The organism is Actinokineospora sp. (assembly GCF_050699995.1).
Lineage (GTDB): Bacteria > Actinomycetota > Actinomycetes > Mycobacteriales > Pseudonocardiaceae > Actinokineospora.
This window is the reverse complement of record NZ_JBOHGC010000070.1, coordinates 1-22,704: the sequence shown is the minus strand read 5'-3', so window position 1 is coordinate 22,704 and position 22,704 is coordinate 1. Positions and strand designations below refer to the sequence as shown.

Below are 22,704 nucleotides of genomic sequence, written 5' to 3'. Positions count from 1 at the left end.
TGTCAGCGACTCGCACCCCGTCACTTACTTCAGCGTCCGTGACGCCGAGTCCCAGTCGGGGATCAGCAGTGGTCGCTCGCGAAGCTGGCGGTGATCAGGTCGGACTCGACCTCGGCGATCTCCACACCCTGAAGGTCCAGAATCTCCATGTTTGTCACCTCCTCGTGCGCGTAGTCGGGGCATCGCCGATCCGCGTGGGATCAGCAGTGGTCGCTCTGGAAGCTGGCGGTGATGAGGTCGGACTCCATCTCCGCGATCTCCACACCCTGAAGGTCCAGGATCTCCATGTTTGTCACCTCCTTCCGGTGGCTCGTGCCGATGTGCCGCGTCCCGTCGGGGATCAGCAGTGGTCGCTCGCGAAGCTGGCGGTGATCAGGTCGGACTCGACCTCGGCGATCTCCACACCCTGCAGGTCCAGAATCTCCATTGCTCTTTCACCTCCTTTGGTTTCGACGTCGCGCCCAGGCTGGGCGTGGGGGTATGGCGTCCGAGGCGGCGGAATCGTCACGTCGCCTCGCCGAGAAAGGGGAGGAATCCGATCTTGCGGTCGCGCACCGCGGCGAAGGCGAGCAGCACGCCCGCGCTACCCGTGGCGAGGTCCATCGACAACCGGAACTGGCGCCTGCCAGGGAAAACAAGGTGCCCCTGGCAGGACAGCGCGTCCCAAGCGAAGTTCCGCACATGCCTGCTGATCGCCGCTTCGAGCGCGTCGTCGGAGTGCCATCGGGACAGCCGGGCCGCGGCGGCCAGCAGACCGGCCCGGCCTTCGAGCAGGTTGCTCTCCGCGACGCTCTCCGGCCGGAAGACGGACAGGACCGCCGGAAGACTCGACCGGAGCCGTTCGTCCTCGCGGTGCCGGAGCACCTCGTCGAGCACCAGACCGACGCCCGCGGTGCCGCTGGCCAGGTAGGGCAGCGCCCGCCCGGTGCGCTCGCCCGCGAGCATGGTGCCGTCGGGCCGGACCACGCAGGTGTCGAGGTCGCGGTGGACCATGTCGACCGCTGCGTCGAGCCAGCCCGCCTCGCCGGTCGACTCGTGCAGCCGCAGCAGGAACAGCGCGGGCCCGGACCAGCCGTAGCCGAGACCGGCGCGGGTCACCTGGTCGACGGTGTCGCCGTCGACCAGCCTGGCGCCGATCCTCTCGGCCTCGTCGCCGAACCTCTGGTCGCCGGTGAGCCGGGCGAAGTGGATCAGGTTGAGGCCGATTCCGGCGAGTCCCTGGTAGAGGTTCGGGGCCCGCACGTCCGACACCATGGGCGCGGCCGCGTCGAGCAGGGCGAGTGCGGCGTCCACCTGGCCGAAGTGCGCGAGGACGTGGGCGATGCCGTGCGACCCGGTGAAGAAACCCGGTCGCAGCCGGGACGGGCGCTCGACCGCGCGCAGCAGCCAGGCCACGTGCTCGGGGTCGTGCCCGACGCCGGTCACCGACCTGGCCCAGAGCACGCCTGCCGCGCCGTGCGCGAAGTCCGCACCCGCCGAACTGAACGCGGCGATGTCGCCGGGGTAGAGGCGGTCGTCGCGGCCCGGGGTCGCGGCAGCCGCGATCGCGTCGGCGATCGACCGGCACGCCGCCGCCAGGTCGGGGGACTCGGCGGCGAGGTCGACCTCGGGCGGCAGGCCGCCGGAGGCCAGCGCGCCCACCGATCCGGGCGGGGTGACCGGCGACGGCGTCAAGTCGGCGCGCAGTGTCACCGACACCGACGGCGGGATCGGGAAGCGGCGCTCGACTTCGGCGAGGGTCGTGGTGACCTTCGCCGGGTCGAGCTCCCAGATCCGGTCCTGCGCCTGGAAGAGCCACAGCCGGACGGCGGCGAGCGCCGAGCGGTCGAGGTCGGCGCCCCGCTTGCCCAGCCGGGCCGAGCGGAAGCCGGACGCCCCCAGCGCGGGCCGGTAGTCGCTGTCGCCGACCTTGCCCGCGACCTCGAAGTCGACCAGCGCGACCCCGCCATCGGGGGTGATCATGATGTTTCCGGGATGCAGGTCGCCGTAGACCACGCCGCGGTCGTGGATCCGCTCGAGCAGCGCGGCGAGCCGGTCGCCGAGGGCGAGCGCGGCCTCGGTGTACGCGGCGAAGTCCGCCTCCGCCGGGTCGGCGGTGACCAGCGGGTGGTTGCGCGCGACCCAGGTCCAGCTGACCTCGCCGGGCACGCGGTCCATCACCAGGAAGCTGTGTCCGCCCGCGTCCAGCAGTTCGTGGGCGCGGGGCACTCCTTCGACGCCGTCGAGCAGGCGCAGCACGGTGTGCTCGTGCCGGAGTCGGGTGACCGCGTCGCGGCCGTCGCGATCGAGTCCCGCGTGCGGCCGAGCCTCCTTGAGCACCACCTCGGCGCCATCGGAGCGGCGGGTCGCCAGGTACACGCCGCCCGCGTTCGAGAAGTGCAGAGCGCTGTCCACCCGGTAGGGGAACTCGCCGACGCGGCCCGGAACCTGCTCGGCGAGAAAGTCCGGGACCGACACCCACGGCGGGGTGTGGAACACAGGCTTGCGGCGGTCCGGCACGAGGACGCCGTCCGGGTCGGCGATGGCCGGGACCCGGTCGCCCGCCGCGCTGGTGCGCAGCCGCCGGGTGAAGCCGCCGTACCGCACGTGCAGCGGGCCGTCGTTCCAGCGCAGGTCGGTCAGCACCCGGGCGCCCTGGACGCCGTCGAGCAGCGGGCCGAGGCCGTCGAGCACCGCGCGCAGCTCGGTGGTGTCGGCCGGGTAGATCGCGACGAACTTCCCGCTCGACTCGCGGGGCATGTACTTGCCGTTGAACACCCGCAGCAGCCGCACGGTGGGCAGGAACTTGAACGCCACCCGGTGCTCGACGCAGAAGTCCCACACCGTGTCCAGCGCGCGCTCTGCATCGTCCACAGTGGACGAGACGTGCACTTTCCAGCCCTGGTCCGGAAGTGTGGCGCCGTCGGGGTCCATCGTGACCCAGACATCCCTGGTGCCGCGCCGCCAGCCTTCCGGCGCCTGCCTGCGGGCGGCGGCGAACAGGTCGTCGCCGTCGGCCAGCCGGGCCGGGGAGTCGTAGAAGACAGGGTCGGCGAACGTGTACGCCCAATACTGGTCGAGCATTCATCTCCCCCTTATCGGCGACGAAGACGGTGACGGACAACCACGATTCGACTCATGCGGCGTTGCGTCGATACTTTCCGACCGCGAGCGGGATGAACAGAGCCATCAACACCCCCACTACGATCAACGCTACCAGTTCCGGGTGCCGCCCGGGAAAGGAATCGGAGATATTCTGGTCCGGATTTCCGAGGAGCCCGCGCACGGTGCTGATGAGAGCGCTCACCGGGTTCCATTTGGCAATGGGCTGCAGCCATCCGGGCAGCGTGTCGACCGGCACGAACAAATTGGACAGGAACACCAGCGGGATCACCGTGAACAGGCTCGCCTGCGACGCCACCTCCGGCGCCCGGACCGACAGGCCGACGTACGCGCCGATCCAACTGATCGCGAATCCGAACGCCAGGAGCAGCCCCAAGGCTGCGAGAACCGACCCCGGGCTGGCGTGGATTCGCCAGCCGACAAGCAGTCCTACCAGGGCCAACGCGGTCAGCGACACGAGACTGAGCACCAGGTCCGCCAGTGCCCGACCAGTCAGCACCGCGGAGCGGGCCATCGGCAGCGAGCGGAACCGGTCCATCACCCCGCGGCGCATGTCGATGGCCACCGCGGACCCGGTGACGGCGATCGCGAAAGCCACCGTCTGGACGAATATGCCGGGCATGAGGTATTCGGCGTAATTTCCGCCCGGCGCGTCGATCGATCCACCGAAAACCCCGGCGAAGAGTAATACGAAGATCACCGGCTGGATGGTCGTGAAGAACAGGACTTCCGGCGTCCGGGATAGCCCGATGATGTATCGACGAGCCATTGTATGGGTATCGGACACACCCCAGCGTACGCTTTGCGACAAACTCATGGGGTCACCTGTTCAAGCTGGTCTGCGGATTTTTCCTCCGGCTGCGCGGAACGGCCCGTGAGCGCGAGGAACACGTCGTCAAGAGTCGGCCTGCGCATCGAGATGTCGGCGATCCGCACGCCGAGGGCGTCGAGCGTCCGCACGGCCTCGACGAGCAGTTCGCCGTCATCGGTCGGCACGAGCACCCGGGACCGCGCCTCGTCGGCGACCGCCCGGGTCCGGGCCAGCCTGCTCAGCGCTTCCGTCGCCGCGGGCAGCTTCGCCTTGTCCACAAGCGACACTTCGAGTCGGCCGCCGCCGATGTCCGCCTTGAGCCGTGCCGGGCTGCCCTGGGCGATCACCTTGCCGCCGTCGACGACGGCCACGGTCGCGGCCAGCCGGTCGGCCTCCTCCAGGTACTGCGTGGTGAGCAGCACCGTGGTGCCCTCCATGGCGAGCCATTCGATGGCCTCCCAGAGCATCAGCCTGCTGCGCGGGTCCAGGCCGGTGGTCGGCTCGTCGAGGAAGAGCACCTGCGGACGCGCCACCAGCGCGCCCGCGAGGTCGAGGCGCCTGCGCATGCCGCCGGAGTAGGTTCGCGCGGGCCGGTCGGCCGCGTCCACCAGGTCGAACCGCGCGAGCAGCTCGGTCGCGCGCGCCCGCGCGGCCTTCGCGCCCAGGTGGTAGAGCCTGCCGATCATGTCCAGGTTCTGCCGTCCGGTGAGGCTGTCGTCCACCGCCGAGTACTGGCCGGCGAGTCCGATGACCCTGCGGACCGCGTCCGGCTTGCGCAGCACGTCGATCCCGGCGACGAACGCCCGCCCGGAGTCCGGTGTGGACAGTGTGGCGAGCAGCCGCACCGAGGTCGTCTTGCCCGCTCCGTTCGGCCCGAGCAGACCGAAGATCGTGCCGCGCGGCACGCTCAGGTTCAGCCCGTCCACCCCGCGGACCTCGCCGAAGGTCTTGACCAGCCCTTCCGCGACGATGGCCGCCCCGCTCATCCGCAGCCACCCGCGCTGTCGCGGTCGTACGCGCCCACGGCGGCCAGCACCGCGTCGGGCACGCCGTCGTGCGACACCGGTTCGGTGAAGGTGCCGCCGAGTGCCTCGACCACGAGGTCCAACCGGTCCAGACCCCAGAGGCGGTGCCTGCCCACCCGGAAGTAGGGGATGCCGAAGATGTCGTCGTCGTAGGCGGCGGCGAGCATGTCGACGCCCTCCGCGCGCAGCGACGGGTCGTCGGGCGCGGCGGCGAGCTCGCGCCCGTCGAGACCCACCGACTCCGCCGCCGCGGCCACGATGGCCGGGTCGCAGATGTTCTCGCCGCGCTCCCATCGCGCCTCGGTCAGCGCCAGGTAGAACGGCATCGCCGCGCCCTGCCTGCGGGCCAGCAGCCAGGCCAGGTTCGGCAGCTCCCACCACGGGTCGACGTCGATCGGCCACGCCATCGGATAGCCGTACTTCGCGGTCAGCCGCTTGGTGTCCGAGAGCAGGTAGAGGTGCTTCGCCTTGCTCATCGGGGTGTAGATGATCTCGGCGCCGCGCTCGTGCAGGGCCGCCTCGGTCAGGGCGTCGGGCTCCCAGAACGGGATGTAGTCCAACCGCTCAGTCGCGTCGGGCACCAGCTCGGACAGCCTGCGCAGCGCGATCCAGCTGTACGGGCTGCGCAGCGCGAAGAACACCCGGGGACGGCGCGCGGTCATCGGTCACCGCCGAGCAGGGCCAGCCGGGTGGTCTCGTCGAACTCGGCGAGCGCGCCCGCGTTCTCGCCGCGGCTCACCGCGTAGCCGTGCAGGATCGACGCCGTCGCGGTGGGCACGAGCCGGTCCCCGCGCTGGACGTGGAAGTCCACGGTGGCGGTGTAGAGGACGTCCTTGACGATCTCGCGGACGGTGAAGACGGTGTGCATCGTCTCCTCCATGTACGCCGTGCCCAGCACCTTGATGCGGGACCGGGACACGACGGGGATCCAGCCCTTCGAGTCGAGCATCGTGCGGATCGAGATGCCGCGGCTGTCGAGGAACCGGTCGACGACCTCTTCGACCGCCCGGGCGTAGCCGGAGTGCTGCAGCCGGTCCGAGAGATGGCAGTAGAAGTACGGGATCCGCCAGTCCCAGACGAACGCGTTCGGCTCCCGGGCGGGCACCTCCGCATCCGGCGCGAGCTCGTCCACAGTAGACACGAGATGGGCCCTGAGGTCGTCCGGCAGTTCCTCGCGCACGCCCTCGGCCGACGGGGTGAACACGACCCGGACCCGCCCGGTCAGCACGGTCACCACCTGGCCGTCCCGGTCGACGGTCATCCGGACGGTGAACCGCAGCCTCGGCCCCGATCCCTGGATCGGGGTCAGCGAGGTGGTGACGACGTCATCGATGTCGAGCGTGGCCGGGAGCTGGATGGAGCTCTCCACGAACTCCACACCGACGCCATGCTTGTGGAACAGCGCGCCCGGGCCGAGTCCGCGTTCGCGGAAGTGGTCGAAGACAGCTTCCTCAAGCAGGTAGCCGAAGTGCTTGAAGCCGATCCACGTCCGGATGTTGGCGCCCTCGTAGCGCGGGCGGCCGAGACTGGTGGTCGGGCGGAGGTCGGGAAGAACGGTCACGACGAGCCACTCCCTTGGTGGTCGAGGAATTCGGTCAGCACGGTCGCCACCTGCTCGACCTGGGCGAGGTGGCAGAAGTGGGTCAGGTCGGGCAGCACGCACACCGCGGCCGATGGCGCGGCGGCGGCGAACGCGGCTGCCCGCGCCGGTGTCATGGCCACGTCGTCCGGGCCGGTGAGCACCAGCACCGGAGTGTCCATATCGGACAGACGAAGGCGGGTGGTGTGGCGAAACTGGTCGAACATGGCCATGAGGCCGCGGCTGCCGACCCGCCGCACGGTCTGCTGGACCATGGCTGTGAGCAGCGCGTCATCGACGTTGGCCGCGCGCGGGCCGAGCCGCAGCCGCAGTCCGTCGCCGATGATGGTGTGGAAGTCCGCGAGCGTGCGCTCATAGAGCTTTTGGTCCTCGGCCACCGTCGACGGCCGGTAGAACGGCGTGAGCAGCAGCGCGGGCAGCCGATCCGGGGATTCGGCGACGTGCTGCAGGATCGCGTTCGCGCCGAAGGAGTGCCCGAGCAGCAGGTCAGCCGGTTCCGGCACCAGGTCGATGGCCCGGCGCAGCCAACCCGCCGGGTCGTCGCGGTCGGGCCAGGCGTACCGGTTGCCCGCGCGCCACGGCCGGTCGAGCGCGTACACCCGGTGGCGCGCGCCGATCCGCTCGGCGACGGCCCCCCAACTCTCCCAGCCGTCCTCGATCCCGTGCGCGGCCACGACGGCGGGCCCGGTGTCGCCGTGGCGCCACACCCCGAGGTGCTCACCGGCCACCTCCAACTGCGCCACCGGAGTCCAGAAGCGCTGGTCGACCGCGATGCTCATGCGGCGTCCAGCCGGACCGAGGCGTAGCCATCCTCGGCGTCGCCGCAGGTGAGGACGGCTCCTGGAGCGCGTCCACCGGCGAGCCAGGCCGCGGCCACCGCGGCTTGGAGCACGCCGGTGGCCCCGTAGGTCTCGCCGAACACAGCGGTGAGGTCGTCCGGTCCCAAGCGCAGCGCGGCCGACTCGGTGACCAGCGACGGCGTCGGACCGTCGTGCTGACGCGCGGTCCGCACGACGACCTTGCCGGGCGCGCGGTCGAGAACGACGCACGCCGCGGCCGCACTGGTCCCCGCGAGTCCGACCGGCCCGTCTCCCGGCTCGACGCCGACGACGACCGCGCGGTCGGCCCGCCCGGCGGCGAGCAGCCGCACGGCGAGCCCGAGCGCGTCGATGCCAGAGGTCCGGCCCCCGCACACGGTCAGGTTCGGTCCGGTGCAGCCGAAGCGGATCGCGATGGTGCTGGCGATGACGTTGCTGGAGGCGTTCGGGATGTCCAGCGGCGAGATGTCACGGCGTTCACCCGCGCTCACTTTGGCCGCGGCGTCACAGACCGTCCCCGCGTTGCCCAGGTTGGAGCTGACGACGACCGCGGTCGACGACGCCCCCGGGACCGCGGCGGTGGGCTTGCCCGGCGGCAGGCCGAGCGCCCGGTGCACCGCGCACAGCGCGAGTCGGGTCGCCGAATCCTTGCCCAGCAGGCCTTTGCGTCCCAGCAGGGTATGCGCCTGCGCGGGCGGACACGCCTCCTCGGCGAGCAGCGCGCTCATCAGCTCGTGGTCCGTGGTCGTGCCCGGCGCGTGCACGGCGAAGCCCGCGATCGCGGCCCGGGCACTCATGCCGCCACCTCGACCACGGACACGGCGTTGACCCCGCCGAAGCCGAAGGAGTTGATTTGCGCGCGGCCGTTCTCGCAGGGCGCGGCCTCGCCGTGGACCAGCCGCAGGCCCGCCGCCTCGGGGATCGGATCGGTCAGCCCGGCGATCGCGGGGACCCGCCCGTGGCGCAGCGCCTCGACGGCCACCACCAGGCTCATCGCCGCGGCCGCCCCGGACGTGTGCCCGATCGCGCCCTTGATCCCGGTGACCAGCGGCGACTGGTTCCCGAACACCTCGGTCAGCGCGCTCGCCTCCGTCGGGTCGTTGAGCGCGGTGCCGGTCCCGTGCGCCAGGACCAGGCCGATGTCGGCGGGCGTCACCCCCGCCCGGGCGTGCGCGTCCCGCATCGCCGCGACGATGCCGCGTCGGTCCGGGCCGGTCTCGTGGAAGGCGTCGCAGGTCAAACCCGTGGACAGCAGCCGGGTCAGGGGGCGCGTGCCCGCGGACTCCGGCTGCAGGACCACCGCGACGGCGCCCTCGCCCAGCAGCACACCTTGGCGGGCACTGTCGAAAGGACGCAGCGCGGTTGTCGGCTCGTCGGCGAGCCTCCCGATCATCGCGAGCATGCTGTCGGTCATCGCGTCGCAGCCCGCGACCACCACGGCGTCGGCCTCGCCCGCGGCGAGGATGTCGGCGCCGACGGCGAGCGCGTGGCCGGAGGCCGAGCACGCGTTGGCCAGCGTGTACACCGCTGACACGTTGGGCAGCACGGACCGGACGGCCCGGCGGAAGTGCAGGTCCGACAGCGCGAGGTCCGACCCGTCGACGGCCCAGCGCTCCAACGCCCGCAGTTCGCGCAGGCCGGTGCCGACCACGACCTGGATCCGGCGGGCCTCGGGGTCGATGCCCGCGGCCTGGACCGCACCCAGCACGCAGCGGCTCAGCCAGCCCGACGGCCGCAGGCGTGGCTCAGGTCCGTCGTCGGGGATCTGGTAGCCGTGGGACACGCCGAGCAGCGCCGGGTCGTGGAAGCGCAGCGGCGCGAGTGCCGTTCGGCCCTCGATCAGGCCGGACCACGTCGACGTCAGCTCACCCAACCCGCTGACCAGGTCATACCCCGTGATCGCCACTCGCACGCCGCCACCCCCTCAGCACCACGGCGCCGACCGCGCCATCGGAAGTCACGCCGGTCACGACACTGACCCGCCCGTCGAGCCCGGCGTCCGCGCGATGGGCGGCGAGCAGTGCGGCGACCTGGAACGCGCCGGACGCGGCATGGCACTCGCCGACCAGTTCCTTCACCCGCACCCGCTTGGCCCGAGCGCCGAACACGGCGTCGACCGAGGCGGACTCGGGCTCGTCCCGCTCGGGGATTCCGCGTTCACCGGTGGACACGGCCCACACCTCGTCAGCGCGCACACCTGCCTGGCTCAGCGCGTGGCCGACGCAGCCGGCGAGCGCTTCCGCGGCGGACGCGCCCGGCAGCACGGTGCCGACCTGGGCGGCGAGCACCTCGGCCTCCGGTGTGCGCCCGGCGGCCCGCACCTCCGAAGTCCGCTCGGTCACGAAGACCACGGCGCCTTCGCCCTGCGGCACGCCTTGCCCACCCCAGCGCAGGTGGTCCGCCCACGCGGTGTGGGGGCTGAACTCCTCGGCGGCGCCGACCAGCACCGCGTCGGCGTAACCGCGGCCGATGAGATTCCTGGCGTAGCGCAGGCACTGCACGCCCGCGAGCTGTCCGCCCGCCACGGTGGCGTTGACCCCTTTGAGCCCGTACCGGATGGCGCTGTGCCCTGCCGCGCAGTTCATCACCGCGGTCGGGAACAGCACCGGGTTCACGTGGTACGGCTTGTCCTCCACCACGGTCGCCCGGCTGAACTCGCTGGTCGCCCGGACGCTGCCCGCGGTGGTGCCGAGCACGATGCCGAACCGGCGCCTGCTCTCCTCGTCCACGGTGACCGAGGCGTCGGCGAGGGCCTGGCCGCACCCGACCGCGGCTAGCGCGGTGGTCCGGTCGAGCGAGCTGCTTCCCTTGCGGCCCAGGTGTTCTCGGGCGCTGAAGGTGGGCATGGCGTAGGCCTTGCCCACCGGCAGCGGCTCGTCGAACATCTCGTCCACCGCGACCGGGCCACTGCCACCGGACTGGACCGCGGCGGTGAACTCGGCGGTGCCGAACGCCGTGCCGGACACCACGCTCCACCCGGTCACCGCGATCGAGTCCGCGCTCACGCGACCCTCCCCAAGATGGTGATGGCGTTGTTGCCGCCGAAAGCGAAACCGTTGTTCTGCACCACATCCAGCCGGGCCTGGCGCGGGAGGTTCGGCACCGGGTCGATGTCCCCCAGCGCCGGGTCCGGGGTGGTGAAGTTGATCGTCGGCGGGATGAACCCGCCGTCGATGCCGAGCACCGAGGCGATCGCGCCGAACCCGCTGGCCGCGCCCATGGTGTGGCCGAGCATCGACTTGATCGAGCTGATCGGCGGCAGCCGGTCGCCGAACACCTGCGTCACCGCGCCCGCCTCCACCAGGTCGTTGGCCGGTGTTCCGGTGCCGTGCGCGCAGATGTAGTCCACGTCGGCCGCGGTGATGCCCGCGTTGCGGTGCGCCAGGCGCATGCACTCGGCGATGCTGTCCGCGTTCGGCGCCACCATGTGCTCGGCGTCGCAGTTGAGGCCGTAGCCCAGCACCTCGGCGTAGATGTGCGCGCCGCGCTCCCGTGCGGACTCGAGCGACTCGACGAACAGCGCCGCGCCGCCCTCACCGGTGAGGATGCCCGAGCGGTCCCGGTCGAACGGCGCGCACGCGTGCTCGGTCACCGCGCCCAGCCGGTAGAAACCGGCGTGCACCCACCGGGTCACGGAGTCCGCGCCGCCCGCCACCATGTAGTCCTGCTCGCCGCTCGCGACCAGGTCGTAGGCGTACCCGAGGGCGTAGTTGCTCGCCGAGCACGCGGTCGACAACGTCATCACCTCGCCGGTCAGACCGAGTTCGGCGTTGACCGCCACGCTGATCCGCGACGCCGGAACCTTGCGAACCGTGTCCGGGGCGAGCGAGTCGAACCCGTGCGCGACCCACTGCTCGGTGAGGTCCTCGACGACCCGCGCCTCACCGCCGGTGGTGCCGAAGCTCGACCCGGAGCGAGCGGCCGCAAGGTGCTCCGGGTCGATGCCGCTGTCCCGCACCGCCAGCCGCGCGGCGGCCGCCGCGAACAGGCAGGTGCGGCCCCACACGTCCACGTCGAGCCGCTCGAGCAGCGCGGCGGGCTCGAAGCCGGGCACCTCACCGGCCCGGCGGTGCGGGAAGCCCGAGGCGTCGAACGCGGTGATCTCCGAGATCCCGCTGCGGCCCGCCCGGAGCGCGGCGCCGAACGCCTCGACCCCAACACCGATGCTCGACACGGGGCCCAGCCCCGTGATCACGACTCGTCGGTCCATGCTCAGGCCTGCCAGCCCGCGTACTTGGCGACCACCTCGTGCAGCGCGCGGAGGCTGACCATGTTGGGCAGTTCCTGCTGCGGGATGTCGATCTTGAACCGCTTCTCGATGCGGGCCAGCAGCTCGATGGCGCGCAGCGAGTCGGCGTCGTGCTCCTCGGCGAAGAGACCCTCGGGGGTGATCTCCTCGGGCTCCACCTCGAGCACCTCGGCGGCGATCTCGCGGAGTTCGTCGATCTGGTGCTGGACGGTCTGGGTCATGGGGTCTCCTTCAGTCGGTGGTGCGAGTTGGGATGGCGCCGCGGGCGACCGCGAGCATCGAGCCGACGGTCGCGACGCGTTCGCCGCGCACCCGGATCTCGCCGCTCAGGAACGCGGTGTCCCCCTTGGCGCTGTCGAGTTCCACGGCGAGTTCGAGAACGTCGCCGGGGTAGGCGTGGCGCTCGACGCGGAAGTCCCGCGCCGCGCCGAACAGCGGCAGGCCCGCTGGCTCGTCGCCGTCGAGCCGGGCGCTGTAGAGCCAGAGCAGGGCGCCCGCCTGGCCGAAGGCCTCGATGAGCAGCGAGACCGGGAAGGCGTAGTCCTCCTGGGCCGCGTCATCGGCGACGCCCGCGTAGCAGGGCTCCGCCGCGGTGATCGCCTTGACGGCCGTGATCCGCCTGCCCGGCTCGAGGTGCGCCACCCGGTCGATCATCAGGACCGGGTGCCGGTGCGGCAGGACGCGGACGATCTCAGGGAGTCCGAGCACCGGCCACCTCCTCGACCCGCAGTTCCAAGGTCATCCGCGCGGCGGCGGCACCGTCGGCCCGGAAGCAGCGCGCGGTGACCCGCACGACACCTGGGGCGTCGGTCGGCGTCACGGCGCAGCGCGCGGTCAGGCGGTCGCCGGGGTGCAGCGGCGCGGTGAAGCCGACCGAGACGACCGCGTTCAGCGTCGCCGCGGCGGGGGCGAGGATCTGGCGCGCCGCCTGGAAGACCGTCTCCACGGTGAACACTCCCGGGTAGACGGTCCAGCCGGGATAGTGGCCGCACAGGTACGGGTCGGTCGCGTCGATCTCCTTGACCGCCTCGAAAGCGGTGTCGTCGAGCCGGACCGCGGTGTCCACGGCCGACAGCGGCGCGGCGTAGGCCGGTGTCACAGCACCAGCCCGCCGTCGACCTGGAGCACCTGGCCGGTGAGGTAACCGGCCTGGTCGGAGACCAGGAAGGACACCAGGTTCGCCACGTCCTCCGGCTCGCCGAACCGGCCGAGCGGCACGGACGCGAGCGCCTCGGCGCGGCGTGCCTCGGTGAGCCCGGCGGTCATGTCGGTCTCGATGAAGCCCGGCGCCACCGCGTTGACGCGGATGCCGTAGCGGGCGACCTCCTTGGCCAGGGCCCGGCTCATGCCGTTGATCCCGGCCTTCGCCGCCGAGTAGTTGGTCTGGGTCGCGTGGCCGTACACCCCGGCGATCGAGGAGATGTTCACGATCGCGCCGCGCTTGGCCTTCATCAGCTCGAACACGACCCCGCGGCACAGGTTGAACGTGCCGGTGAGGTTGGTGTCGACGACCTGCGTCCAGTCCTCGGTCGACATCAGGATCATCGGGTTGTCGCGGACGATCCCGGCGGAGTTGATCAGGGCGACCGGGGGACCGAGCTCAGCCTTCGCGGCGGCCAGGAACGCCCGCACCGCCGCCTCGTCGGCGACGTCGCACGCGGCGTGGAAGCACCGCCTGCCCAGGGCTTCGATCTCCTTGGCGACCATGGCGGCGGCCTCGGTGTCACGGCGGTAGCAGAAAGCGACGTCGTAGCCGTCCTGTGCGAGTCGCACGGCGACCGCGCGCCCAAGGCCTCGAGAGGCGCCGGACACAACGGCGGTTCCGCGGCTTTCCATGTGAATTCCTCCAGGATGGCGAATACGTCCGACGGCGCGCCAAAAGCGTTCGCCGGACACAATTCGCCCAAGCGTGAATGCAATTGCCATCCGAACGCCGACGCGTCGAATGGAATGGGAATCAAACTGTGGGATGAAGAGAGCGGGGGGCCGGCTGGGCACACGTCACCAACCTCTAGAGGTATTCTTCGGTCGGCCGGTCGACTCTGTCAACCCCCAATCCGACATCGCCTCCGATGGCTATGACGAACCCGGTGGACGGCTGGCCGCGGGTCGTTCTTCCATGGCCTGGGTGACGTCCTCGGGGTGGTAGAAGACCTGCCTGCCCTGCCGGTAGCGCCGCCAGTTCCGGTCGTTGGCGAGCCGGTACACCTGGCTCACCGACAACTCCCAGATCTTCGCGACGTCCCGTGCCGTGAGCCCGCGCGGCACGCTCACGCCGACACCCGTTCCAGCCGCCTGCGCAGTTCCGACCAGCTGCGCGGACCCCACACGTGTGTCGGATCGGCCGTGCAGCGGATCGTCGACTGGGCGCCCGCGTTCAGTTCGCCGGGGCATCCGGGGGCGACACAGGCGCCGATCGGCACCATCCGGATCACCTGCGGTGTGATCACCCGGCGGCAGGCCGAGATCAGCTCGGCGACCTCATCAGCCCAGTCACCTGCGGCTTCGTGCCCGCCGAGCCAGTCGTGGTGGCGCAGCAGGAACGCCGCGAGCGCTTGTGCGTCACGTGCGGGAGGACGCACCCCGCGCTCCTGCACGACCAGCTCCGCCCACGACGCGAGCACGCCGACGACCTGACCTCTGACTCGGGCCGCCCGGTCGTTGAACGGGATGCCGGGATACCCGGTGGCCCGCACCTTCTCCCCGGAACGCTCCGGCGCCGACAACGCGTAGAGCAGGTCGCGGTGCAGCCGCGGCAGCTCGGCGAGGTCGCGGCCGAGCTTGTCCCCGCACCGCCCGCACAGCCTCGATCCGGGCGCGGGCCGCGGCCGCCCTTCCTGGACGTCGCGACAGCGCGAAGATAAGCAATTTAAGGCAGACAATCCAAACCCCCTTTGGATATGGACAGCCAGAAAGACGGCAGTCGTACTCCACTTGGCCGATCCCCCGATACGATCCGAGTATGAACACCACTGTTGTTGATGCCGCAACAATGCTCGGCGTTCCCCGGTTTGATCAGTCCTGGCCGATGATATACACGCTCGCCACCGGGACGCTCGCGTTTCGACTTATGTCCACTTTGCCATGACACGGACTCGGTTTTCAGGCTACGCGGAAGTAGCAATTTGTGTGGTGACCGTCAAGTGACGACTAGGGGGTCAAGCCGATCGAGGGTGCCCGGGCCCGGGTCCGATCCGGACGGTGGCGACCGCCCATGCCGATGACCTTTCGCCACGCTGTCAACTCGGGTGCGTTCCACTGCGCCGCTGCACCATGCTTGGCCGCATGACTGCGAAGATCACTCGCCTCAACCCCGATCAGCTGCACGTGCCACCGGGTTACCACCACGTCACCGTTGTGGAGGCCGGGCGAACCGCCTATCTGGCAGGCCAGTGCCCGATTGACGTATCAGGCGCTCTTGTCGGCGATGGCGATATCAACACCCAGATCGACCAGGTTGCCGAGAACGCTGTGGTCGCGCTTGCCGCGGTGCTCAGCCGAACCACGTTGTGCGCACAGTGGTGTACGTGGTCACTGATGACCGTTCGGTGCTCGCCGCTGCCTGGGAACGCCTGACTCAGTCGCCCATCGGACCAGCGTTCACCACGGCGAGCACCTTGCTCGGGGTCACGCGATGTCAACGGATTCCCCGGCCAACTCGTCGAAGTGGACCTCACCGCAGCGCTGCCGGCGTGACTGCACACCCGCCAGCATCACGCGATGTCACACTCATGATCTTGAAAGCGGTGGTCAGCAGTGTTTGTGGGGCGCCCGGGGCTCGAACCCGGAACCTACTGATTAAAAGTCCGACAGGACAGCGTCGCAGGGTGTCGCCGGAGTAGCCGCCACGCCGCAAGGTGTTGCATCCACGCAGGTCGTGGTGGACCGCGTGCCGAGATGTGCCAGTCGGTGTCGGCGTGGTCCGAAACAGCGGAGCGCACATGGAGCCATGCGTGGGGTATGGCGGACGATCAGTCGGCGGGCGTCATGTGCAGTTCGGCCAGACGAGCAGGTTCGCGAGATCGAGTCGGCAAATGCTCCGGCGGACCCGTGCGCGTCCCCGCGGTCGTGGCCCCACCGATCAACGGCCAACGCCACCGGAACCATCGACACCCAGATTATCCAGCTCGGCTGGTCCACCACCACCTCGACACCTAAGTCCGAAGCCTCGAACCGACTCATCCCACTCGACCGGGGCACCGTCGACGTCTTGCGCGCCCACCGCGACCGCCAACGCCAGTGGCGCGACGAGGCCGGGCCCGATTGGACGGACACCGACCTCGTGTTCACCCGCCGCGACGGGAACGCCTGGCACCCTGCCGACGTCACCGACCGGTTCAGGCTGCTGGCCGACACCGGCGGGCTGCCGCCCGTCCGACTGCACGACCTTCGCCCTGGCGCCGCCACCCTCGCCTTGGCCGCAGGAGCCGAGATGAAGACCGTGCAAGAGTTGCTCGGCCACGCCTCGTACGCGCTCACCGCTGACACGTACACCAGCACACTCCCCGAGTACGCCCGCACCGCCGCCGAGAACGCCGCCAACCTCGTACCCCGCCGCTCAGCCTGACGATCACCTATCGGTGCCTGCCTGCGACCAGCACCCGGTACACTCGCTCAGCGGAGGGGGCGTTAGCTCAATCGGTAGAGCTGCTGACTTTTAATCAGTAGGTTCCGGGTTCGAGCCCCGGGCGCCCCACTCAGCACCCCTCCAGGCGAACCATCTGCGACTGATTCAGGCTCGCGGTCGTCGAGACCCCTACCTGCCGACCTGCAGATGTGCATGGCCAGTCAGTCCGGACGGTGTCGTTGGCGGCCTCCACGAACCATCCCCGTCAACCGATCTTGCGTCGACGTTGAAGGTCGGGCTCGTGAGCCAGGCCGAGCATGCGGCGTTGTTGTGGAACTTGGGCCTTGAAATGGCGGCGCACCACGCCTTGACCTGCGTGTTTGCCGATAGGAGACGGTCCCGCCGGGACCTGGCGGCGGAACCGTCGAGCTACCGTGGGAGCGGATTTGGCAACGATCACCGCGGATGAGGAGTGACGTGATCCGGTCAGTTGTGTTCGATGTCGGCGAGACCCTGCTCGACGACACGCGGGAGTTCGGGGCATGGGCGGACTGGATCGGGGTACCGCGGCACACCTTCTCCGCGGTTCTTGGGGCCGTTACCGCGGCTGGCCGCGACAACGCTGAAACGTTCCAGTATTTCCGACCCGGGTTCGATCTCGCGCTCGAACGCGAACGCCGCGAGCAGGCGGGCAGTGGCGAACAGATCGACGAGCGCGACCTCTATCGGGATGTCCGGCCCGCGTTGGCCGAGTTGCGAGCCCGGGGCGTGTGGCTGGGGATCGCCGGGAATCAGACCGCCAAGGCTGCTCGCCTCTTGCGTGACCTTGCTTTGCCCGTGGACGGGATCGCGACGTCGGGCGAGTGGGGCGTGGCGAAGCCCGACCCGGGCTTCTTCGATCGTGTGGCGGGGTTCGCTCCCGGCGAGCGCAGCGAGATCGTCTATGTCGGCGACCATCGCGACAACGACGTGGTCGCGGCGACCGCGGCGGGCCTGCGTGCGGTGCTGATCAGGCGGGGACCGTGGGGGCACCTGTGGGCCGACGACCCGGTTGTGACCGTCCGGGCCGATCACATCGTCGACTCGCTTTCCGAGCTGCCAGAGCTGATCAGGCCATCCGCGCAGGTCGGCCCATCCAGCGACTGAACTCGACCAGCGTGCTGGTCGGTGTGGGGTGCGACTGGTGCATGTGTCGGATGATCTCGCGCACCTGAGGGTGGGACTGGATGTGTTCGGGCGCGGCGGCCCTCGCCGCCAGGAGCGCCTCAAGAGCCTGCTCGGGGCGACCGGCCTGGTGATGGGCGCGCCCGAGGTCGACGTGGAAGTGGGAGCGGCGCTCGGCGGGAAGGTTCGTCGGCGGGCTCCATCCTGCCGCCGTGAGCAGTGCGGACCCGGTGTCGCCGAGTTCGACTGCCAAGGAAACGCGGTGGATGCGGACGGACGCGGGACCGAATGCGGTTCCGAAATAGACACCTTCGTCGACCTGGAGTGCTGAGCCCTGCGCCTCGGCCAAGTGGTCGCGGGCGCTGGCAGCCAGACTAGCGCGGGCTGCCGTTACTGCCGCGCGCATGTGCAGCGCCCCATAGACGGCTTCGGCGTTCGCGGAGCCGCGTGCCTGGAGTGGTCCGGCGGCCTTTTCGAGCATCCTGCGCCCGGTGTGCAGATCTCCGTTGGCGAAGAACGTCTCAGCGCGAACGTAGGCGGCGGTCCCGATCAGCAGATCGTCCCCGGCCTCTCGCGCAGCCCATTCCATGAGGCCGATGATCCGCGCGGAGAGGTCGTAATAGCCGTACTTGTCGGCGATCGCGTCGGCAGCCCGATACACCTGTGCCAGAAGTCCGGCGACGGCCGCCCGTTCCGCGCCTTCGACCGAACCAAACGCGCGAATCAACTCCGGCAAGAGCACCGGGATCTGCATCGCGAGGTCGCCGTACCGGGATTGCAGGCGGCTGGCAACGACCGCCGCAACAACCGGCTCCAGTTCGCGGCGTGTGCGCGTGGGTCCGTCGTCGACGAGGTCGTGGGCGTCGAGGACTCGTCGCAGGGCGGGGATTTGCGCGTGGACGAGGTCGCCTTGCGAGTCGATGTCGTCGTGCATGTCGATGCCGGGGTGTGCGGTTCCGCCGGTGCCGCCTGGGGAGAGCATCTCGGCAAGATCGTCAAGGGTGATCGAGAGAGCAGTGGCGATCTTGGGCCGGACCCACGGGTGCGGTGCGGACTTGCCGCTTTCCCAGCGCAGCACGGTCGATCGCTCGACGCCGAGTCTCTCGGCGAACGTCTCCTGTGTGTGCCCCGACGCGACGCGCCTCGCCGCAAGTGCCACTCGCCGTCGATTCATTTCCGAACCCTCCGCCCACGCAGCGACCAGCTCGGCATTCATCCAGGCGATGTCGACCGGGATTCGGGTGAATCTGCGATGTGGCCGCCTGCACGGTCCGGAGTCCTTGCAGGTCACCGCGTCCGAGATCGGTCCCCGCCCTCGAAACGCCTCATGAACGCTCTGTCGGACGAGCGAAGATCAGGGTTGAGTCGGTTGCGGTGCGGTGCTTCGATTCCGCGCTTCTGACCGAGTGCGCAGTTCAGCAGGCGGCACGTCCAATCGGTTAGCCGGGGAGGGGGCGGCCATGTTCTACGACCACTGATCGAGATCGTCGGGCACCGGGTCCGGTTCGGGTGTGCACCGGGCCCGGGACCCCGAAACCCCTAATGGCCGATGACCCGCCCGCGAGGAGAAGTGGATGCTGTCGACGCCTACCTATGACCCGTTGGATCCGGCGACGTTGGCGAACCCTTACCCGGTTCTGGCCGCAATGCGGGCCAGTACTCCAGTGTTCTGGCACGAAGGCATGCAGTCGTGGGCGTTGACGCGGTACGCGGACTGCGTCGCCGTGCTGCGTGATCACGAGCGCTTCGCCCGTGATCGGCGGCGGGCGGGAGCCGTGGTGCCGGAGCCGAGTCTGAGCGTGCAGTCTCTTGATCCGCCGGAGCAGGCGCCGGTGCGCAGCCTGTTCATGAATGCGCTGCGGGCTCAGGATCTCGACGGGATCGAACGCCGGGCGCGGAGTCTGTTGGCCGCCCGTTTCAGTCGACTCGCCGAGTTGACGGAGTTCGACGTGATGGCGGATATCGCGGCTCCGCTAGCGGTGGCGGTGATCTCAGACCTACTGGGTGTCGAGGAGCCCGGTGTCGACTCTTTCGCCGCAGTGTCGGACGCGATCATGCGGAGCATGGACGCCGGGCTCGACCCGGCCACGGTCGAGCCGGGGCGGGTCGCCCGGCAGGAACTGAGCGCGCTGGTGGAGTCCTGGTTCCGCACGTCCGACCGCCCAGGGCTTCAATCGCATGTGAGGGAGCGCGCCGACATAGTTTCCGATGGCGACCTCGACGTGTTCGTGCGCAACACCGCCAGGGTGATGTTCCAGGGCGGCTACAGCACGATGGTCGCCGCGGTCGGCAACGCAGTGCACACGCTGCTGCAAGAACCTATTGCGCTGGAACGGATGCGTGATTCAGCGATGTTGGGCACCGGTGTCGACGAACTGGTCCGCTTCGACGGGCCGGTGCAGGGAACGAGCCGAATCGCGACCGTGCCAGCCGAGATCAGCGGTGTCACGGTGAACGCCGGGGAGACCGTGCTGATCCTGTTCGCCGCCGCCAACCACGACCCGGCCCAGTTCCCGGAACCGGAGCGCCTGCTGCTTGATCGGTCGCCCAACCGGCACCTCGGATACGGGTGGGGCACCCATTCCTGCATCGGCACGGCACCAGCGCAAACCGCCCTGCGCGCCTTGGTCGCCAGCCTGCTGGAGCACCCGACGCCACTGCGCGCGGCCGGTCCGCCCAGACGGCGCCGCACGGCGACCATGCGCGTCTTCGACCTGCTGCCAGCCACTTTCCGCCGTTGACGCCGCGACCAGGGAGTACACCTGTGAGGATCCTGATCGGCAATCACATCGACCCCGCTATCCGTGACCGAGGTGACCTGCGGGCCTGGACGCAGCGCGTCATCTGGTTCGCCCGCGAGGGCGATCTGGTCGTGCTGTCAGACACCCCCGACCCGCGCTTCCTCGCCTACGCGACGTCCTTCACCGGCGTGGACCCAGCCAGCCTGCACATCTTGATCCCCCCGGTCGGTGCGTTTGGCGGGCAGCTGCTCGACCCGGAGAGTCTGACCGGTGAGGAGTTCGTCCGCGCGGTCCGCGACGTGCTCAGCGAGGGCGGTCTGGGCCAGGTCGAGGAGATCTTCGTGTTGTGGCCGTCGGCGCACGTCGCCCGTTTCGCCACCGCGCTGGGCGTCGAGGACCGGTTCGCGGGGACCGAGTTCTTCGCCCAAGGCGGTGGCGAACTTGGCAACAACAAGGCGACCTTCCGGGCTCTGGCGGCCGGGGCTGGGGTGCCCATACCGGCGGGTGCGGTGTGCCGCAGCGAGCGTGAGGCTGTCGTAGCTACCGCCGCGCTGCTGGAGAAGTCCGGCGCGGTCATGGTCAAGCAGGCCCACAACGGGGCTGGGGTGGGAAACCAGCTCCTACTGCGGGACGTCTCGCTTGCCTCTGATCATGTCGGCGCCCGGCACATCCACCAGCTCGACGGCGATGGTCGCGAGGCGATCGAGGCCTACTGGCGGCAACGCTGGGACTGGGCCTCCGCACAGAATCGGTTCTCGGTAGTCATCGAAGAGTTCGCACCAGAGGCGGTGTCGGTGTACTCCGAGCACTATGTCGCCGACGACGAGACTCGTCCGACTGAGATGGGAACCTTGCTCTACGTCGGGCGACGCCTGAGCCACCAGATCGTCCCCCTGCGCGATGTGGATGAGACCATCCGCGTCCAGCTTCTCGCGGGTGGGACGCGGCTGGCTGAGGCCTATCGGACGCTGGGCTATCGGGGCCACCTGAGCGCGGACGCGGTCGTCACCACCGGCGGGCGGGTGATATTCACCGAGGTCAACGCCCAAGTATCCGGTTCGCTGCACATCTATCAGGTCATCGCTCACCGCATCGTTGAGACCGACGTCGCGCCCCAGCGGTCAGTGGTGGAGTATCACGTCCCCCCGACCTGGGCCGTCCCTGATTTCGACGCTTTCCTCACCGCCGTCGACAAACTCGGCTGCGACTACGACCCGGCAGCGCGCACCGGGGTGATCGTGTCGATGCCGGTCATCCCGCTGGAGATCAACCGCGCCCAGTTCGTGTTCTGCATCGCCTACGCTGCCGACACCGACCGCCAGGCGGTGTTCGACCGGCTCGACGCCCGGTTCGCCACCATCTCCGCGAGCACCTACAGCGCCAGCGACCACATCGGCGTGCCGAGCCGGCCCGCCTCCTGATACCCCCAGACCTGGAGAGGATCACGCCGATGACCGCATCCGAGCGACCGGTGCTGGGCGAGGCTGCCCGGCTCGCCCCATCCTTCGACGCCGGTCGGCTCACCCGTGAGCTGGCCGAGGTCAGCGGCCATCGCTGGCAGCAGCAGCGCATTCACGCTGCCGGCGGGACCATCGGTGCTGCCGCCGCCACCGACTGGACGGTCCTGCCGCTGCGCAGTCCGGGCGGCAACCCGGAACGCACCGACCCAGGCGGACCCGGCCCGGTCGATTTCGCGCCAACAGTCTGGCTGGACCGGCTGCCGTACCTGCGTGAGATCCTCGGTGCGATCCCGGCCCCGCTCAACGCCGTGCGACTGATGGCGCTGGGTCCGGGAGCGACGTGCGAGCCTCATCGCGACCCGAAATACTCGCTGCACCGCGGCATGACGCGCCTACACATCCCGCTCGTCACCCACCCCAGCGCGGTTCTCGTCCTCGACGGCGTAGAGCACTGCTGGGCGGCCGGGCAACTCTGGTACGGGGACTTCTCCCGCGAGCACCTGGTGCGCAACACCGGACCCGCCACACGCGTGCACGCGGTCATCGACGCACTGCTCACCCGGGAGCTGGCCGAGCTGTTTCCCCCGGACTGGCATTCCGCGTTGACCGACGGCGACGTGCTGTTCAACCACGCCACGCCGCCGCCCACCCCGTTCCCCGTCGCATCCCCGTACGAGCCGTCGCTGCCCTGCGGCTTCACCGACTTCGACCACGACCAGCCGCTGGACGGCCCCCTCCAGCCATGCCGGATCACCAACTGCGATGGGACGGTGATGCTCACCGCTGCCCACCGCGTCTTCGCCCTCGCACCGGTCGGGCCCGGCAAGTACCGATTCGCCGGCTGGAGCGAGCAGCGCACCATCCAGCTCGCCGAAGACGGCGTGCTGCTGCGTGTGCGCTGCGACCGCGCACTCCACCAGCGTCACCTGTCGCCCGCGCCTGCCACCCGGTGACCGCACAGCCGACCTGACTCCGATCTCGACCTCCCGCCGACCGCAGATGAGGAACCCCAGTCATGCAGCTCAACAGCTACGACGACTTCACGGCGCTGCGCGAGATCATCGTCGGGTCCGCCGAGAACTACCTCTCCCACGACCGGGACGTCACCTTCGAGCTGTTCCACCACGACAACCTGACAGGGTTCCGCTCCGACTGGGCCTACCCGCG

24 protein-coding genes and 1 tRNA gene are annotated in these 22,704 nt (G+C 70.0%); 7 read left to right on the top strand and 18 right to left on the bottom strand.

Features of this window, described 5'->3' with window-relative positions:
• Positions 1-340 precede the first annotated feature (340 nt).
• The 17 genes from ACRDSQ_RS04395 to ACRDSQ_RS04315 all read right to left on the bottom strand — a co-directional run bounded on the left by ACRDSQ_RS04395 (position 341) and on the right by ACRDSQ_RS04315 (position 14,487).
• Positions 341-508 (bottom strand): hypothetical protein, encoded by a 168-nt coding sequence (locus ACRDSQ_RS04395; protein ID WP_431418986.1) that lies wholly within the window; start codon positions 506-508, stop codon positions 341-343.
• Positions 505-3,063, bottom strand: coding sequence for a class III lanthionine synthetase LanKC (gene lanKC, locus ACRDSQ_RS04390; RefSeq protein ID WP_431418984.1), 2,559 nt, complete (start codon positions 3,061-3,063; stop codon positions 505-507). The genes ACRDSQ_RS04395 and lanKC overlap by 4 nt, the downstream gene beginning before the upstream one ends.
• 52 nt (positions 3,064-3,115) lie before the next feature.
• Positions 3,116-3,919: an ABC transporter permease gene (locus ACRDSQ_RS04385; RefSeq protein WP_431418983.1), complete on the bottom strand. Its 804-nt coding sequence runs from the start codon at positions 3,917-3,919 to the stop codon at positions 3,116-3,118.
• Positions 3,916-4,899 (bottom strand): ATP-binding cassette domain-containing protein, encoded by a 984-nt coding sequence (locus tag ACRDSQ_RS04380; RefSeq protein WP_431418981.1) that lies wholly within the window; start codon positions 4,897-4,899, stop codon positions 3,916-3,918. Before ACRDSQ_RS04380 ends, ACRDSQ_RS04385 begins: the two co-directional genes overlap by 4 nt.
• Positions 4,896-5,600 (bottom strand): 2-hydroxychromene-2-carboxylate isomerase, encoded by a 705-nt coding sequence (locus tag ACRDSQ_RS04375; RefSeq protein ID WP_431418979.1) that lies wholly within the window; start codon positions 5,598-5,600, stop codon positions 4,896-4,898. Before ACRDSQ_RS04375 ends, ACRDSQ_RS04380 begins: the two co-directional genes overlap by 4 nt.
• Positions 5,597-6,499 carry an acyl-CoA thioesterase gene (locus ACRDSQ_RS04370; protein ID WP_431418978.1) on the bottom strand — a complete coding sequence of 301 codons (903 nt, stop codon included), beginning with the start codon at positions 6,497-6,499 and terminating at the stop codon, positions 5,597-5,599. Before ACRDSQ_RS04370 ends, ACRDSQ_RS04375 begins: the two co-directional genes overlap by 4 nt.
• Positions 6,496-7,317: an alpha/beta fold hydrolase gene (locus ACRDSQ_RS04365; protein WP_431418976.1), complete on the bottom strand. Its 822-nt coding sequence runs from the start codon at positions 7,315-7,317 to the stop codon at positions 6,496-6,498. Before ACRDSQ_RS04365 ends, ACRDSQ_RS04370 begins: the two co-directional genes overlap by 4 nt.
• A complete protein-coding gene (locus tag ACRDSQ_RS04360) occupies positions 7,314-8,153 on the bottom strand; it encodes a beta-ketoacyl synthase N-terminal-like domain-containing protein (RefSeq protein ID WP_431418975.1) in 840 nt (279 codons plus the stop codon). The genes ACRDSQ_RS04365 and ACRDSQ_RS04360 overlap by 4 nt, the downstream gene beginning before the upstream one ends.
• Entirely contained in the window at positions 8,150-9,268 is a 1,119-nt protein-coding gene (locus tag ACRDSQ_RS04355; RefSeq protein ID WP_431418974.1) for a beta-ketoacyl synthase N-terminal-like domain-containing protein, read from the bottom strand. The genes ACRDSQ_RS04360 and ACRDSQ_RS04355 overlap by 4 nt, the downstream gene beginning before the upstream one ends.
• Positions 9,243-10,361, bottom strand: coding sequence for a beta-ketoacyl synthase N-terminal-like domain-containing protein (locus ACRDSQ_RS04350; RefSeq protein WP_431418972.1), 1,119 nt, complete (start codon positions 10,359-10,361; stop codon positions 9,243-9,245). The genes ACRDSQ_RS04355 and ACRDSQ_RS04350 overlap by 26 nt, the downstream gene beginning before the upstream one ends.
• Entirely contained in the window at positions 10,358-11,566 is a 1,209-nt protein-coding gene (locus ACRDSQ_RS04345) for a beta-ketoacyl-[acyl-carrier-protein] synthase family protein (protein WP_431418971.1), read from the bottom strand. The genes ACRDSQ_RS04350 and ACRDSQ_RS04345 overlap by 4 nt, the downstream gene beginning before the upstream one ends.
• Positions 11,567-11,568: 2 nt before the next feature.
• Complete coding sequence (locus tag ACRDSQ_RS04340; protein ID WP_431418968.1) at positions 11,569-11,826, bottom strand: acyl carrier protein; 258 nt, start codon at positions 11,824-11,826, stop codon at positions 11,569-11,571.
• Positions 11,827-11,836: 10 nt separating this feature from the next.
• Complete coding sequence (locus ACRDSQ_RS04335; RefSeq protein WP_431418967.1) at positions 11,837-12,313, bottom strand: 3-hydroxyacyl-ACP dehydratase FabZ family protein; 477 nt, start codon at positions 12,311-12,313, stop codon at positions 11,837-11,839.
• Positions 12,297-12,704 carry a hypothetical protein gene (locus tag ACRDSQ_RS04330; RefSeq protein WP_431418965.1) on the bottom strand — a complete coding sequence of 136 codons (408 nt, stop codon included), beginning with the start codon at positions 12,702-12,704 and terminating at the stop codon, positions 12,297-12,299. Before ACRDSQ_RS04330 ends, ACRDSQ_RS04335 begins: the two co-directional genes overlap by 17 nt.
• Complete coding sequence (gene fabG / locus ACRDSQ_RS04325; RefSeq protein ID WP_431418963.1) at positions 12,701-13,441, bottom strand: 3-oxoacyl-[acyl-carrier-protein] reductase; 741 nt, start codon at positions 13,439-13,441, stop codon at positions 12,701-12,703. The genes ACRDSQ_RS04330 and fabG overlap by 4 nt, the downstream gene beginning before the upstream one ends.
• A gap of 240 nt (positions 13,442-13,681) precedes the next feature.
• A complete protein-coding gene (locus ACRDSQ_RS04320; protein WP_431418960.1) occupies positions 13,682-13,879 on the bottom strand; it encodes a helix-turn-helix domain-containing protein in 198 nt (65 codons plus the stop codon).
• Positions 13,876-14,487: a hypothetical protein gene (locus ACRDSQ_RS04315; protein ID WP_431418957.1), complete on the bottom strand. Its 612-nt coding sequence runs from the start codon at positions 14,485-14,487 to the stop codon at positions 13,876-13,878. The genes ACRDSQ_RS04320 and ACRDSQ_RS04315 overlap by 4 nt, the downstream gene beginning before the upstream one ends.
• 403 nt (positions 14,488-14,890) lie before the next feature.
• On the opposite strand from ACRDSQ_RS04315, the gene ACRDSQ_RS04310 reads away from it, so the two are divergent.
• From ACRDSQ_RS04310 to ACRDSQ_RS04295, 4 genes are all read left to right on the top strand, one after another.
• Positions 14,891-15,181, top strand: coding sequence for a Rid family hydrolase (locus tag ACRDSQ_RS04310; RefSeq protein WP_431418955.1), 291 nt, complete (start codon positions 14,891-14,893; stop codon positions 15,179-15,181).
• A 373-nt stretch (positions 15,182-15,554) separates the two neighbouring features.
• Positions 15,555-16,172, top strand: a complete 618-nt coding sequence (locus ACRDSQ_RS04305; RefSeq protein WP_431418952.1) for a tyrosine-type recombinase/integrase — start codon at positions 15,555-15,557, stop codon at positions 16,170-16,172.
• A gap of 56 nt (positions 16,173-16,228) precedes the next feature.
• Positions 16,229-16,301, top strand: a tRNA-Lys gene (locus tag ACRDSQ_RS04300).
• Between the two features lie 348 nt (positions 16,302-16,649).
• Positions 16,650-17,318: an HAD family hydrolase gene (locus ACRDSQ_RS04295; protein ID WP_431418950.1), complete on the top strand. Its 669-nt coding sequence runs from the start codon at positions 16,650-16,652 to the stop codon at positions 17,316-17,318.
• On the opposite strand, the gene ACRDSQ_RS04290 is transcribed toward ACRDSQ_RS04295, so the two are convergent.
• Complete coding sequence (locus ACRDSQ_RS04290) at positions 17,281-18,552, bottom strand: helix-turn-helix transcriptional regulator (RefSeq protein ID WP_431418948.1); 1,272 nt, start codon at positions 18,550-18,552, stop codon at positions 17,281-17,283. The two genes, ACRDSQ_RS04295 and ACRDSQ_RS04290, sit on opposite strands and share 38 nt — an antisense overlap.
• Before the next feature lie 358 nt (positions 18,553-18,910).
• Between ACRDSQ_RS04290 and ACRDSQ_RS04285 the strand changes: the two genes are divergently transcribed.
• Genes ACRDSQ_RS04285 through ACRDSQ_RS04275 form a run of 3 tightly spaced genes read left to right on the top strand, consistent with a single transcriptional unit; the run spans position 18,911 to position 22,490 of the window.
• Complete coding sequence (locus ACRDSQ_RS04285) at positions 18,911-20,077, top strand: cytochrome P450 (RefSeq protein ID WP_431418945.1); 1,167 nt, start codon at positions 18,911-18,913, stop codon at positions 20,075-20,077.
• Positions 20,078-20,100: 23 nt separating this feature from the next.
• Positions 20,101-21,498 carry a hypothetical protein gene (locus ACRDSQ_RS04280; protein ID WP_431418944.1) on the top strand — a complete coding sequence of 466 codons (1,398 nt, stop codon included), beginning with the start codon at positions 20,101-20,103 and terminating at the stop codon, positions 21,496-21,498.
• Between the two features lie 29 nt (positions 21,499-21,527).
• Positions 21,528-22,490, top strand: coding sequence for an aspartyl/asparaginyl beta-hydroxylase domain-containing protein (locus ACRDSQ_RS04275; RefSeq protein WP_431418942.1), 963 nt, complete (start codon positions 21,528-21,530; stop codon positions 22,488-22,490).
• The last annotated feature ends 214 nt before the right edge of the window (positions 22,491-22,704 follow it).

Coding starts and splice junctions, on each gene's coding strand:
- fabG (WP_431418963.1), bottom strand. CDS start 13,441: ATGGAAAGCCGCGGAACCGCCGTTGTGTCCGGCGCCTCTCGAGGCCTT.
- ACRDSQ_RS04275 (WP_431418942.1), top strand. CDS start 21,528: ATGACCGCATCCGAGCGACCGGTGCTGGGCGAGGCTGCCCGGCTCGCC.
- ACRDSQ_RS04365 (WP_431418976.1), bottom strand. CDS start 7,317: ATGAGCATCGCGGTCGACCAGCGCTTCTGGACTCCGGTGGCGCAGTTG.
- ACRDSQ_RS04290 (WP_431418948.1), bottom strand. CDS start 18,552: ATGAATGCCGAGCTGGTCGCTGCGTGGGCGGAGGGTTCGGAAATGAAT.
- ACRDSQ_RS04345 (WP_431418971.1), bottom strand. CDS start 11,566: ATGGACCGACGAGTCGTGATCACGGGGCTGGGCCCCGTGTCGAGCATC.
- ACRDSQ_RS04375 (WP_431418979.1), bottom strand. CDS start 5,600: ATGACCGCGCGCCGTCCCCGGGTGTTCTTCGCGCTGCGCAGCCCGTAC.
- ACRDSQ_RS04310 (WP_431418955.1), top strand. CDS start 14,891: ATGACTGCGAAGATCACTCGCCTCAACCCCGATCAGCTGCACGTGCCA.
- ACRDSQ_RS04360 (WP_431418975.1), bottom strand. CDS start 8,153: ATGAGTGCCCGGGCCGCGATCGCGGGCTTCGCCGTGCACGCGCCGGGC.
- ACRDSQ_RS04340 (WP_431418968.1), bottom strand. CDS start 11,826: ATGACCCAGACCGTCCAGCACCAGATCGACGAACTCCGCGAGATCGCC.
- ACRDSQ_RS04380 (WP_431418981.1), bottom strand. CDS start 4,899: ATGAGCGGGGCGGCCATCGTCGCGGAAGGGCTGGTCAAGACCTTCGGC.
- lanKC (WP_431418984.1), bottom strand. CDS start 3,063: ATGCTCGACCAGTATTGGGCGTACACGTTCGCCGACCCTGTCTTCTAC.
- ACRDSQ_RS04385 (WP_431418983.1), bottom strand. CDS start 3,919: ATGAGTTTGTCGCAAAGCGTACGCTGGGGTGTGTCCGATACCCATACA.
- ACRDSQ_RS04305 (WP_431418952.1), top strand. CDS start 15,555: ATGCGTGGGGTATGGCGGACGATCAGTCGGCGGGCGTCATGTGCAGTT.
- ACRDSQ_RS04285 (WP_431418945.1), top strand. CDS start 18,911: ATGCTGTCGACGCCTACCTATGACCCGTTGGATCCGGCGACGTTGGCG.